8 protein-coding genes are annotated in these 14074 nt (G+C 59.5%); 6 read left to right on the forward strand and 2 right to left on the reverse strand.

What is annotated here, in order from left to right; all coding sequences use genetic code 11:
- Positions 1 to 21: 21 nt before the first annotated feature.
- The gene (locus H3T89_RS08140) at positions 22 to 1434 is read right to left on the reverse strand and encodes a CCA tRNA nucleotidyltransferase (protein WP_198216786.1); all 1413 of its coding nucleotides are present in this window, start codon (positions 1432 to 1434) and stop codon (positions 22 to 24) included.
- A gap of 108 nt (positions 1435 to 1542) precedes the next feature.
- Between H3T89_RS08140 and H3T89_RS08145 the strand changes: the two genes are divergently transcribed.
- The 5 genes from H3T89_RS08145 to H3T89_RS08165 all read left to right on the forward strand — a co-directional run bounded on the left by H3T89_RS08145 (position 1543) and on the right by H3T89_RS08165 (position 11347).
- Positions 1543 to 2184, forward strand: a complete 642-nt coding sequence (locus H3T89_RS08145) for an NUDIX hydrolase (RefSeq protein WP_373637670.1) — start codon at positions 1543 to 1545, stop codon at positions 2182 to 2184.
- Positions 2181 to 4394, forward strand: coding sequence for a DUF6049 family protein (locus tag H3T89_RS08150; protein WP_198216787.1), 2214 nt, complete (start codon positions 2181 to 2183; stop codon positions 4392 to 4394). Before H3T89_RS08145 ends, H3T89_RS08150 begins: the two co-directional genes overlap by 4 nt.
- The gene (locus tag H3T89_RS08155) at positions 4391 to 8614 is read left to right on the forward strand and encodes a lipid II flippase MurJ (protein WP_198216788.1); all 4224 of its coding nucleotides are present in this window, start codon (positions 4391 to 4393) and stop codon (positions 8612 to 8614) included. Before H3T89_RS08150 ends, H3T89_RS08155 begins: the two co-directional genes overlap by 4 nt.
- A 243-nt stretch (positions 8615 to 8857) precedes the next feature.
- A complete protein-coding gene (locus H3T89_RS08160) occupies positions 8858 to 10141 on the forward strand; it encodes an aminotransferase-like domain-containing protein (RefSeq protein ID WP_198216789.1) in 1284 nt (427 codons plus the stop codon).
- 3 nt (positions 10142 to 10144) lie between these two features.
- A complete protein-coding gene (locus H3T89_RS08165) occupies positions 10145 to 11347 on the forward strand; it encodes a D-alanine--D-alanine ligase family protein (RefSeq protein ID WP_198216790.1) in 1203 nt (400 codons plus the stop codon).
- Between the two features lie 1205 nt (positions 11348 to 12552).
- On the opposite strand, the gene H3T89_RS08170 is transcribed toward H3T89_RS08165, so the two are convergent.
- The gene (locus tag H3T89_RS08170; RefSeq protein WP_198204261.1) at positions 12553 to 12897 is read right to left on the reverse strand and encodes a hypothetical protein; all 345 of its coding nucleotides are present in this window, start codon (positions 12895 to 12897) and stop codon (positions 12553 to 12555) included.
- A 121-nt stretch (positions 12898 to 13018) separates the two neighbouring features.
- Here H3T89_RS08170 and trxB point away from each other — a divergent pair, with 121 nt between their 5' ends.
- Positions 13019 to 13969 (forward strand): thioredoxin-disulfide reductase, encoded by a 951-nt coding sequence (gene trxB, locus H3T89_RS08175; RefSeq protein ID WP_198216791.1) that lies wholly within the window; start codon positions 13019 to 13021, stop codon positions 13967 to 13969.
- Positions 13970 to 14074: the final 105 nt, after the last annotated feature.

The raw sequence follows: 14074 nt of genomic DNA on the forward strand, positions 1-14074 counted from the left end.
AGAACGCAGGTCAGGCCTGCCCTAGCCCTGGCTCTGCCACCAGTCCCGCAACTCCTGCTCGGCCGTCTGCCGGTCGACCGGGCCCTGATCCAGACGGTATTCCAGCATGTGCTGATAGGCACGTCCCACCTGCGGTCCGGGCTTGAGGTCCAAAATCTGCATGATCTGTCGTCCATCCAAGTCAGGCCGGATGGCATCCAAATCTTCCTGACGACGCAATTGAGCCACTCTGTCCTCCAACTCATCCATGGCGGAGGAGAAGACCTGGGCCTTGCGCTTGTTGCGAGTGGTCGCATCGGCCCGGGTAAGGCGATTGAGCCGTTCATAAAGAGGACCGGTCTCCCGGGCATAGCGGCGTACGGCCGCATCGGTCCACCGCTCATCCACGTAGCCGTGGAAACGCAGGTGCATGGAGATCAGGTCGCAGACGTCGGCGATCAGGTGGCGGTCGAAGCGCAAGGCCTTCAAGCGCTTGCGGGCCAGCCGGGCTCCGACTGCATCATGATGATGGAAGCTGACCTTGCCACCGGACTCAAAGCGTCTGGTGGCGGGCTTGCCGATGTCGTGCAGCAGGGCGGCCAGGCGCAGGGTAAGGTCCGGGGCGGGCACAGGACCGTCAGGTCCGGTCTCCAGGGCGATGGCCCGGTCCACCACCATCAGGGTGTGTTCAAAGACATCCTTGTGCCGGTGGTGCTCGTCTATCTCCAGCTGCAGAGCCGGCACCTCGGGCAGAACGATGTCAGCCAAGCCGGACTGCACCAGGGCCTCGATGCCCTGCACAGGGTGATCGGACAGCATGAGCTTGGTCAGCTCGTCGCGAATCCGTTCTGCCGAGACGATGCTGATTCGATCGGTCATGCGGGTGATGGCCTCTGCGGTCTCCGGGGCTATGGTGAATCCCAGCTGGGCCACGAACCGCACAGCCCGCATCATCCGCAGAGGGTCGTCGTCGAAAGACTGGCGGGGATCCACCGGGGTCCGCAACACCTGCTTGGCCAGGTCGTTGGCCCCCCGGTAGGGGTCCACGAAGACCAGGTCAGGCACCCGCAGGGCCATGGCATTGACAGTGAAATCGCGCCTTGAAAGATCGCCCTCAAGGCTGTCCCCATAGTCCACCTCGGGCTTGCGGGAGTCGGGATCGTAGGTGTCTCGCCGGTAGGTGGTCACCTCCACCTTGACCTGGGTGCCGTCAGGACGCCGCCGAAGCGCGCCAAGGGTGCCGAATTTGCGCCCCATGTCCCAGAAGCCCGACCCCCAATGGCGCAGGATGGGCTCGAACTGCTCGGGTCTGGCCGAGGTGCAGAAGTCCAGGTCGTGGGAGGGCCGGTGCAGGAGCAAATCGCGTACAGGACCCCCTACCAACGCCAGTTCATATCCCTGCTCAGCGAAGAGGCGCCCGAGCTCGATGGCCTCCGGCCAGACTTGGAAATCCACGCTCACCCTTTCCTACGGAGTTGATGCGCCTACTAGCATACCGTTACCCCACCTGCACATTACCTTACGTAGAGTTGGAGTATGATTACGCCCGCAGACATGGCGCGCATGCTTGCGCATAGCGCCGACTCTGCGGACATTCATGCCCGCGGCCAGCAGAAGCGGGGCCATCTTGTGGAAACCGTAAGCGAACGTCTGGATCCGCAGGTCCGCGAGCGCATACAGACCGAGGATGACGCTCCCACACCTGCCCTCATGCCCCGGCATAAGCATGCCTCAGGACCTTCAACCTTCGCCTCCCTGGATGCCCAGGAGCTGCCCGTGGTCCGCGAGTATTCGGCGGGCGGGCTGATCTTCGACCGGCATGACCGGGTGGCCATCATCGCCCGGCACTCCCGCTCGGGCCATCTGGAATGGTGCCTGCCCAAGGGGCATATCGAGAAGGGGGAAACACCCGAACAGACGGCGGTGCGCGAGGTCCATGAGGAGACGGGGATACTGGGTAGGGTGACCGACTCCATCGCCACCATCGACTACTGGTTCACCGGAACCAACCAGCGGGTCCACAAGCTGGTCCATCATTTCGTCCTGCGGATGATCGGAGGATCCCTGAGCGTGGAAGGCGACCCCGATCATGAGGCCGAAGATGCCATCTGGGTGGACTTCTCCGACCTGACCTCGGTGCTCAGTTACCCCAATGAGCGTAAAATAGCCTGGCTCTACGCGAGGAAGTACAAAAAACAGCCATGATCCAGACCCCCCTGCGCCCGGTCGGGCGCACCAGCCAGCGCACCCATGCCTTTAATCGATGGGCTCGGTGGGCTCGAATCCTGCTAGCGATTGTCCTTCTGCTGGCCCTGGTCATAACCCCCTGGCACCCGACAACAGCCCTGGCTGCCACCAGTCATCAGAGCTCAGCCGAGGTGGCCCTGCGCTGGTCGACGCCGGTGGTGACCGACAAGTCCGGCTACGCCCTGCGCGCTGCTGTGACCAACACCGCGAGCCAGCCCATGAAGCATGCGCATCTGAGCGTGTCCACCAGCGCCCTTTACTCCTTCAGCTCCCGGGTCGACATGCAGGCCTGGTCCGAAGGCCACGCCCGCATCCCCACCCCGGACGTGCTGGGTACGCAGACCGTACCGACAATCCCGGCCGGGCAGAGCATCGAGGTTGCAGTCAACGTGCCGACTGATCAAGACGCGATCAAGAAGATGACCAGCTGGGGGCCCAAACCTGTCCGGCTCTCCCTGAGCGACGATCAGGACCGGGTCCTGGGCGATGTGTTCACCTTTCTGACCAGGACCTGGGATGGCCTGCCCACCGCAGGCACCCCCGCCCTGTCCCTGACCATGGTCCTTCCGCTGACCTCCTCGGACTGGAATATTGACGACAGGGCCATGACGGCGTTGATGACCCAGTCCAGTGCCAAATCCGAGTCAGGCCCAGGCAACGATAAAAACCGGAATGTGACACTGACCCGCCAGGGTGCCCGCCGCCAGGAGGATCAGAGCCAGCTGCTGTCCAAGCACAAGTCCCTGCAGGCCCTGGGCGATCCGATCTACCTGTCCGCCTTCGCCAACCGTCCCCAGATTCAGGGGCTGATTCAGCCGGCCGACTTCGACATCACCAGGTATGCATCCCAGAGTCAGGACCGTTATGTCCAGGCTGGAGTCACCCCCGAGTCCTGGAGCGCCCAGACTGCAGCCAAGCTCTATGCTGACGCAACGCCTGGCATATACGCTTGGCAGGGCCGACAGGAGTGGACCATGGACTCCATCACCGTCGCCCGACGTGCCGGCTATCAGACGGTCATCGCCCCCCAAGGCTTCGAGGTCGACGCCGGCACCTCCGCCCACACCGGCAAGTACACCTTCGAAACCAAGGCCGGAAAGGTAACCGTCCTGTCGGCCCAGCGAGAGCTCAGCAACCTGGCCAGGGGCCATCCCAGCTCCACACGCGCCACCGGTGAGCAGACTCAGGCTGGGCAGACGGCCCGCTTCATAGCCCAGAGTGCCTTCTACCAGATGGAACAGCCTTACGCCGAACGCTCCCTCCTGGTATGCTTCGACGCCGATGAGGACACCCAACAGGCAAACCAGATCATGAACGAACTGGAGCATGCTCCGTGGATCAACCTGATCTCCATGGACAATCTGATGAAGGCACCCGACTTCACCGGAGGGTCGTCGGGTTTGCTCAAGGCCATGGAGCTCGGCAGCACCAAGAGCGGCACCAAGCACGGCGATGGCTCGACAGGCACTCTGGACTCTCTGATTGCCAGCCGGGCCGACATCGACCGATTTGCCACCTCCATTCTGGCTGACAACAAGCAGGATTCCCAACCCACCGCCAGTGCCACAGCAGGCAAGACCGACAGTCAGGCCCTGGCCCGCCAAGATGCCGACACCACCGCCCGCCAGCCCAAGGACCCGCATCAGTGGCTGAACCAATTGACCGCAACCCACGACGACCTGGCTCTGAAGTCCTTGGGGGGAACCGCAACCGCCGCTGGTCTGGCCGATCAGGCCGAGGCCATATCCCACCGGCTCCTTGACGGGATCAGCATCACGCCCAGCGAGTCCCTGAACGTGGTCAGCGAGACGGCCTCTATGCCCGTCACCGTCAGCAACAGCCACCCCTACCCTGTATACGCTCGCATCAGCGCTCGAACCGACTCCATGGAGATTGTCACCTCGCGTATGGCGGAGGTGGTTATTCCCGCCCGCTCCGAGGCTCAAGTGACCTTTAAGGTCAGGGTGGCGGCAGCCGGCAGGGCCAACGTGGACATCGGCCTGCTGGACAGCCAGGGCCGCCCCTTCGGCCAGGTGCGCCGGGCTCAGATCACCAGCAATCTGCGACTGAGCGACATGAGCGGCCTAATCATCATCGTCATCGCCGTACTCCTAGGACTCCTGGGGCTCTGGCGGCAGTTCCACCGTACGAAGGACCCGGACGAATGAGTTCCGTAGGGCGCAATTCCGCCATCATGGCCACGGGGACCGCGGCCTCCCGCGTGACCGGGCAGATTCGCACCATCCTGCTGGCAGCCGCCATAGGCACCACCGGGATCGCGGCCGACGCCTACCAGACCGGCGCCATGATCCCTCAGGTCATGTTCACCCTGATCTCAGGCGGCATCTTCAACGCCATCCTGGTCCCGCAGATCGTGCGCACCCTCAAGGAACGGGACGCAGCAGACCGGCTGAACAAGCTGATCACGGTCGCCATGGTCCTCCTGGCCCTGCTGACCCTGCTGCTGATGCTGGGCACCCCGGTACTGACCACCATCTATCTGAACTCCAAGTGGAACCCGGCCCAGCGGGCCCTGGCCAACTCCTTTACCCTCTGGTGCATGCCCCAGGTCTTCTTCTACGGGCTCTACACGGTCCTCGGTCAGATCCTGGCCGCCAAGGGCCGGTTCACCGCATACGCCTGGAGCTCGGTAGGCGCCAACGTCATCAGCTGCCTGGGGTTCCTGGCCTTCATCCTCCTGTTCGGCAACGCCCGCAATCAGCCGGTCGGCTTCTGGGACAACGGTAAGGTGGCCCTGACCGCTGGAGCCTGGACCCTGGGCGTGGCCTTCCAGGCACTGGTCCTCTTCATCCCCCTGATCATGAGCGGCTTCCGCTATCGTCCTCGCTGGGGTCTGCGTGGAATCGGCCTGCGATCCATGGGCTCGGTAGCGGCATGGAGCATGTGCGTGGTCATCATCGACCAGCTGGCCAACGTGGTCAATGCCCGCATCAACAACGGCGCGCCCCTTGAAGGCAACCCATTCGACATCGCTGGCAACGGCTCCTATCAGAACGCCTACACGCTCTTCATCCTCCCCTATTCCCTGGTAGCCGTCTCGGTCAGCACGGCCCTCTTTCCCAAGCTGTCCAAAGCGGTTTCGGACGGCCGCATCGGGGATGCCCGCAATGAGCTGAGCCAAGCCCTGCGCAACGTCGGACTGGCCATGTTCTTCTTCGCTGCAGTCCTGTTGGCAATTCCAGTGCCCATCACACGAGCACTGCTGCCTTCGGTAAGTGTCCATGAGTCTGTCCTTATCTCAGGGCCGCTGATAACCCTGTCCCTGGGGCTGGTCCCCTCAAGCGCCTTCCTGCTCATTCAGCGCACCTTCTACGCCTTCGAGGATGGGCGGCATCCTTTCATTTTCGCTGCTGTCTCCAACACCATCCAAGTAGCACTGGTTCTGGTATCCATACGCTTGTTCCCTCCCCGCTACTGGGCAGCGCTGGTGGGTCTGAGCCTGTCCCTGAGCAGCATCCTCAGCTTCCCTGTCCTGACCCACATGCTGCGCAGCCCCTTCCAGGGGAATCTGGACGAGCGGCGGATTCTGACAACTTACGCCAAGGCTTTCCTGGCTGCGGGATTGGCCCTGGCAGCCGCCCTGACGGTCAAGACCCCGGTGACCCACCTAGTCGGCGCCTGGGTTCAGGGCCGACAGGGCCATATGAGCTGGGTGCAGGCACTCTTCATCTGCGTGGTCATCACCCTGCTGACGGCGGTCATCTATGTCGTGACCCTGGTAGCCCTGCGCACTGAGGAATTCACCCAGTTCCTGATCGACCTGGCCCGTCGACTGGGCAGGGCAACCCGGCACCCCGTCCGCAGCATGGACACTCTGCAGGGACGACCCTCCCGGCTGGCCGACCGCTCGGTCAGGGTGGTGCACTCCTCCTCCCCTGACTCCGCTCTGCCCGGCATGGACGCAGCCCTGGAGAACTTCGAAGAGGCCCATGAGTCCGATACTGATGGAGAATCCGCGATAGCCGGGCCTCCGCCGGCCCCTCCGACCCCGCAACCCGTTAGGATTGTACCTAGGAACAGCAAGGTCCACCACGGTGTCGCCGACTACAGGCGACGCCCCACTTCTGATGAGAGCTCGGCAACCATGAACGCGCATATCGGAGACACCATCCTCGGCAGATATACCCTGGTCACCCTGCTCCGCCGCGCAAACGGTCTGAGCGCCTGGCGGGCCAAGGACAAGGTCCTGGACAGGGACTGCCAGCTCTTCATCGCCGGGGATTCAACCTGCATGGACCGGATCAACGTCAACGCCTCCAGCCTGGCGCTGAGCAAGGACCGCCGCTTCACCCCGGTCTACCAGCTGCACACCCGTGACAAGGTCTCCCTGATCGTCACCGCCCCCGATGCCGGTATGTCCCTGAGGGACTACATGCACGGACCCGCCGGGGAAACGCTCAGCAACCGGGCCATCGGCACCATCATGGGAGAGGTCACCGAGGCCATGCGCACCCTACATGCCGCCGGCATGGTCGACTATGCAGTCTCCACGAGCACCATCAGGCTGGCGCCAGCCTCGATCACCCTGGCCGATGCACCCATATCGCCTATGCTCGAGCACCCGTCGGCCTCAACTGAAATGGGACTGACGGACGAGGAGTATGCCATACACGGGCTGGCCGGCGTGCTCTATGCCATGCTGACCAGACGGGCCGATCAGGACGGACGACAGCCAAGTCTGCAGGAGCTGCCCGAGCAGACCCCGGAAGAGTTCAAAATCATCTGCATGCGTGGACTGGGCCTGACTAATGAGCAGGGAGCCATGCCGGTTCCACTGGTCACCCTGGCGGAGCTCTCGGCCCTGCTCAGCCCCTGGGTCCCGCCCGAGGAGCTGACCGACAGCGATCTGATTTGGCCCGAGCTGGACGGCCGTGCCTCCATCGAGGCCGTGGCCCTACGCCCGGTGGACCCCAGGAACGTACTCCCGCTTCCCGCGGGATTGACCTCCTCAGCCCTGCCTGCCGCGCAGACCGTATCCCACCATGAGCCGCACTGGAAGACCAACCAACTGCTCTTCCCCGGCCGCAGTGAGATTGAGATGCTCAATCCAGAAGACACGGATACGGATCTCTTCTCGCTCTTTGACGAGCGTCAGCGGCTACGCTCGCTGAACAGCTCCTCCCGCAAGACCGCAGCCATGGATGTGAGCGCACTCAGGGCGACAATGCCCAGGCCCGCGGCCAATGAGGAAGAGTCCAAGGCTGTGACCGGACGGATGCCAACCATCAAAGACGATCAGCGTAAATCCTCCGAGGCTCTCAGCGGCAACGGCGTAACTGCCGACAATCCCGTGGAGCGAGGCTTCTCCCAGTGGGACTTCCACAAATCCGGCAGTGCGCAGGATGATGCGACGGCCGGCAGTCGCCAGACCACAGCAATATCCAACCGGACCGCTTCACAGGACGACGTGGATTCGCATGCGCGTCAAACAGGAGCTGCCGCCGCTGAATCTCATATCGCAGGCGGTGGAGAACCTGCAGCTCGCAGTGGACATTCGCCTTCTGCCGCATCTTCTGAAAAGACCGTGGCCCCTGCCCAGGTGGCCCGTTCCTCTAAGAACCCTGATTTCGATGAGGAGGAGCAAGAGACCACAGTCATGGAGCCGCTGCCCCCCAGCTTCACACCTGAAATCCACTCCATGCCCGTGCCGGTGACATACTCGGTACTTTCCGACGATGAGCAGGATAAGGGTCTGGATGACGAAGCCGATATGGCTGACACCCGTCTGTTCGGACGCTTCACGACTCGCTCAGTGGTCATCGCCATAGCGGCTATAATCGTTGTGGTGGCCCTGGTCTGGGCCCTCTCAACCATTACCGGATCCCGATCCGAGGTCAGTAAAAGTGAGGGCGGCTGGCCGGTCATGTCCAACGTGCCCTTCCCCGGCAAGACCAATGAGAGCGACGAAGCGACTCCCTCCAGCAATGGCAATGGTGACGACCAGGCTCAGGCCGGCACCAATGCCGGGAACGACAAGGTCAGCCACGCTGACAAGAAGGCGGGCAAGGTTCCCAATCCGCCCAAGCCCAAGAACACCACAGCCTATCAGACCAGTCGCCAGCTCTTCCTCAACAAGCCTGCCGGCCTGCAGGGCTATGGATGGTATATGCATCTAACCAAGCCGGAAGAGGTCTCCCGCCTGACCATCGTCGCACCTCAGAGCGGTGGCCATGCCCAGATCTATGCGAATTCCACAGCGGCTCAGCCCAACCAGGGACAGCCTCTGGCCGACTTCAGCTTCGATGCCTCGGGCACAACCCAGGTCACCCTGCGCGAGCCGGCAACGACTCAGGACCTGGTCATCTGGGTACCCATGGATGGTATGCCGGGAAATACCCTGCGCTTCACTTCCGTCCAAGTCTTCTGAGCATGACTATGGGTCGACGGCAACAAAGGCGAATCATCCCGACGTCGGCCCACGGGCCACTTGTCGACCGCAATTGCCTGCAGGCCCCATGGGCCCCGTCAATCGGACATGACTGCCCACCCATCCGTATGCCGATACTATGGGTGTACCGAAATGGTAATGTGTTGGATTTTTCCTCCTACATAGCGCCCACAGGTAATACAGTTTCCTTAGACAACGGCGGCAGGAAGGCGGAAGTCAGTTATGGCGGATGATCCCAATATCGCGTCCAAGGTCATCAAGAACGATCCTTGGTATAGCTCCTATGCAACACGAGCCGAGCAGATGCGGGCCTCCGAGATTCGTGCCCTCTTCGCCGTGGCCAATCGGCCTGAGGTGGTCTCCCTGGCCGGCGGCATGCCCTATCTGGGCCGGATGCCTTTCGCCAAGTTGGCCGACCAGCTTGGCGATATGCTGCGGAGCAAGGGCCAGGTGGCCTGGCAGTATGGGTCAGCACAGGGCGATCCCCACCTGCGTGAAGACGTGCTGCCCATCATGGAGCTGGAAGGCATCAAGGACGTCCAGCCGGATGATGTGGTCATAGTCAACGGTTCCCAGTCGGGACTGGACCTGATCACCAGGATTATGTGCAACCCCGGTGATGTGGTTCTGGCCGAGGCACCCAATTATGTAGGTGCATTGGGCGTCTTCCAATCTTTCCAGGTCGATGTGGTCAATGTGGCCATGGACGGAGACGGACTGATTCCCGAGGCTCTGGAGGAGACCATTTTGGAGCAGCGCCGCCAGGGCAAGTCGGTCAAATTCCTCTACACTGTGCCCAACTTCCACAATCCTGCCGGGGCCACCATGAGCGTGGAACGGCGGCCACGAGTCATTGAGATCGCCAGGAAGTACCACGTGCTAATCGTCGAGGACAATCCTTATGGACTGCTGGCCTTCGACGGCCAAACCTACCCGGCCCTGCGCTCTTACGACTCCGAGGGCGTTGTCTACCTGAGCAGCTTTTCCAAGATCATCGCTCCTGGCATGCGTGTGGCCTGGATGGTTGCGCCTCCCGGCATCCGACAGAAACTGGTTCTGGCCAACGAGTCGGCCATCCTTTGTCCTTCCAACATGAGCCAGATGACCATCACCACCTATCTGGACAACTTCGATTGGAAATCGCAAATCAACGATTACCGGGGAATGTACAAGGAACGCTGCGATGCCATGGACGAGGCTCTGAAGGAATATCTGCCCTACTGTTCATGGCTCAAACCCAAGGGTGGCTTCTACATCTGGCTGAAGATACCCCAGGGGCTCAATGCCAAGGACATGCTGCCCAGGGCAATCACCGCCAAGGTGGCTTACGTGTCGGGCACAGCCTTCTACGATAACGGGGAGGGCGCGGACCATATGCGCCTGTCCTTCTGTTACCCCACTCCCGATCGAATCCGAGAGGGAATACGCAGACTGTCCACGGTCATCGAGAATGAACTCGCCACCGTCCGGCTGTTCGAGCCCGACAGCGGCAAGGAAAGGGGCTGAATCATGGCGGCCAAGCACAGTAAGACACCACGGCAGCAGACCGGCGGCAAAACCCCCGCAGTCGGCAAGACCAAGACAACCGCGAGCGCGACGCCGACCACAGTCGACAGCCCGGACACCACCGTAGCCACGACTGCTGGCGAAGTGGCCAAAAGAGCCAGGCGTACCTCGCACCGCTCCACCCGCGAGGCCACGCCATTCACCATGGACGATGTCCTCTCCCTGGCGAGCAAGGCCACCAAGCGTGCTGATAAGTCCCTCCTGGTTATTTGCGGCGGCCTCAGCCATGAGCGCGATGTCTCCATCAGCTCGGGACATCGAGTTCAGGGATTCCTGGAGGAGGCCGGATGGACGGTCCATGTCCATGACATGGATGGCTCGCTCCTGCCCTACCTGACCGACGAGTCGACCCGTCCTGATCTGGTCTGGCCTCTGCTGCACGGCGCCAACGGCGAAGATGGATCCATCCGTGATGTCTTGGAAATGGCGGAACTGCCTTACATCGGATCCCGGGCCAAGGCCTCCAGGACCGCCTGGAGCAAGCCCATCGCCAAGAACGTTGTCCGCTTGGCCGGATTGCAGACACCACATTCCGTGACCTTGCCTGAATCCATGTTCCGCGAGCTGGGAGTCGAACCCGTTATCGATATGCTTCTAGGTTCGCTGGGACTTCCGCTCTTCATCAAGCCCACCATGGGCGGCTCGGCCATGGGTTGCACCATGGTGACGGAACAGAGCCAGCTCACTCAAGCGTTGATCAACTGCTTTGCCTACGGTGATGTGGCACTAATCGAACAGGCTGTCACGGGCACTGAAGTCTCCGTCTCCATCCTCGAGTTTGACGGACACCCCCTGGTTTTGCCTCCGCTTGAAATCTGGACCCCCTCAGGCACCTACGACTTCGAGGCTCGCTCCACACCTGGCCCGACGGAGTTCTATGTTCCAGCTCGACTGGATGCCAAGACCACACAGGCTGTGAGCGATGCTGCACTGACCGCCCATCGGGCTCTGGGGCTTCGAGATATCTCGCGCACCGACTTCATCGTCGATGCCCAAGGTCAGCCGCAATTCCTGGAGTCCAATGTTGCGCCCGGCATGACGGACACCTCGCTTCTACCGCAATCAGCCCTGGCCGCCGGCTACAACCTGCCAGAGCTATACACTGCATTGGTTCAATCGGTTTTGAATCAAAAACGAACCAACTGAGACCTCAAAGCCTACCTGGCTCTGCCTACCACTCGGTTAGCATGAGCAAAGTCCGCATGATATATGGTGTGTAAACTGCACAATATGTATCATGCGGACTTGCAATTTAAATAGCTTGCAAATACAGGCAGAGCAGATAGTGCACAAGACGGGCACATTACACACAGTACGGACTGACAGTTTGTAATCATTAAACCCGGTACTCTATTCTGCATTCATTATTCTCATCATCATTCTTCTCTACCCGCCAAATGTCAGTTGTTCACTGCTCACCACTCTGCCTCGGTTATCTCCCTCCCTTTATCCGTCAATCTCGACTCCCAACTTCTCCGTTCCTCTCCTCTCCCCCGCTTCGCCTTTACTACTCCACCAAAGCCAAGGCTGATTGGAGGTATGTTCAATCAAGTCCTTGCTTTTATATTGCCGACTAGGCTGACTTGCAGAAGAGACGCGGTCTAATAAATAGCCGATGCCGGTATGGCTGGTCACCTTCCAGGATTCAACTCACGACAGTGCTATATTGCTCTACGCCTATGCATGCGCGCATGGTCGGTATCGAATGTTTCACGTGAAACATTCTCGGATGATCAACTTACTTCATCAACTCCAGCGAGAGCCCCGCATGCCACAACGCCTGTGACCGACAGAGAATCCTGCCAGTTAACGGTGCGAGTCGAATAAAGATACGGGCCTCGAGCAAATGAATACAGCCTTCATAGGATCGCAATCACTACGGGTTATGCATTAATCGGCTCAGGCTTCTTTACCGTGACGTTTATTAATCAAGCGCGACTACATTGAGGCAACGCTGCCTCTATACTTTCAAAAATCGAGCGCGCATCTCTACTGTGCCAGCAGGAACTCTGAGCGCGGGCGAGACCGCACCAGTAAATTGTCGTTCTTTTATCGGCATTGTTGTACTGATTGATTTACCCCGATTCGCACATCCTCATCGTTGATGAGTACAATCTCCTTATCAGAATTGATTCATCGAGTCATAGAGCTTACGCATTTTGCCCCCCGGCAACCGATCCAAAGCAAATAGGTAAAAACCCGCGGATACCCTGCAAGTCATTGGATTCGCATGTACAACATACCCAAGCGCATCCGTCCTTATTGAAAGACCATACTTTCGTAAAATCGAACTAACAATTGAAACCGCACCCCACCCTTATCGAACTATCTACGGCCTGGCTAGATACGTCTTACTTATTTCTGCTACCTTCCTCGTCCTCGTCCTTGTCCGATGCGAGCGAAGAACTTTCGACAGATTCTTCCTGACTTGAAGATACATATCGGTCAGCAGTCATGGCAGTCATATCCTCACCAGTCCCAAGGCTTTTGTCTTTTATCGGAGAATCAGCGTCCAACTCGTCGACATTGTCCTCAAGGCTTGGGGGATTCCAAAAACGCCAGCTATGCCAGCTGTCATCCTTACTCTTATCATCTGTTTGATGGCTAGGATGCTCCCGCAGCAACCGATCAACTCGGAGCATAAACCAAATCAGCACTAGAATCGTCCCAAGATTGGTCACGATGGCGACTACCACGGTTTTCTCCATAGTTCAAGAATAGCCTGCCCCTATCAGAACCGAACCTACTGTGAGATAAGTAGCGCCCTTTTCGCCCACCGCGTGTGCCTCGGTCATCCTGCATGGATACAGTAGCGTTATGAAGCAAACTGTTCATGATGCCATTGTTATAGGGTCCGGACCAGCAGGTTACACAGCCGCCATTTATCTTGGCAGAGCCGGATACGCTCCACTCGTTATTGCTGGAGCTCTTACGCCTGGCGGTCAGCTTATGAACACCACCGAAGTAGAGAACTTCCCTGGATTCCCTAAAGCGGTACTGGGCCCCGATCTGATGGATCAGATGCGCGATCAGGCAGAACATTTTGGTGCCCAGATTGAATACGACGATGTCGTCTCAGTTGACTTGAACGGAGACGTCAAGCGGATAACAACGGATGGCGGCCAGGAATACCAGGCTCGATCCCTCGTTATCACCACTGGCTCGCAATATCGTAAATTGGATGTTCCTGGCGAGCGCGAGTTCTCAGGACGAGGGGTATCCTACTGCGCCACATGCGACGGTTTCTTCTTCAAAGACAAGCCGATTGTTATTGTTGGCGGTGGCGACTCTGCCATGGGTGACGCGGACTTTCTGACCCGTTTCGGCTCTTCTGTCACACTGATTCACCGTCGCCAAGGCTTCCGCGCTTCAAAAATCATGGTGGACCGCGCCAAGGCTAATGACAAGATCAACTTCCTTCTTGATTCGGTCGTCACGCGGATTAATGGCGACGATAGTGGTGTGACGTCTTTGGATATTCGCAATACAGCCACTGACCAGCAGTCCACTATTCCAGCTAACGGAGTTTTCGTTGCTATTGGATTCACCCCTCAGACTGCTTTCCTCAATGGACAAGTTGATCTGGACCAGGACGGCTATATCCTGGTCAAGGGTGGATCGACAACCACTTCTGTACCTGGAGTCTTTGCCGCTGGTGATGTGACCGACAAGATCTATCGTCAGGCCATCTCTGCTGCTGGCATGGGTTGCCGTGCTGCTTTAGACGCTCAGGAATATCTGACAAGTTTGGATAGCCATAAGGCTTGAACGGCCCCGCAAACAAAGATTTAAGTGCCTGACAGTTTACGATTGTCAGGCACTCCGTTTATTGATTATGCCGTGTTACCTACTTAGTTTCTTCTAGTTCTCCAT

The sequence above is a fragment of the Bifidobacterium sp. W8114 genome, from assembly GCF_016101165.1.
Classification (GTDB): domain Bacteria; phylum Actinomycetota; class Actinomycetes; order Actinomycetales; family Bifidobacteriaceae; genus Bombiscardovia; species Bombiscardovia asteroides.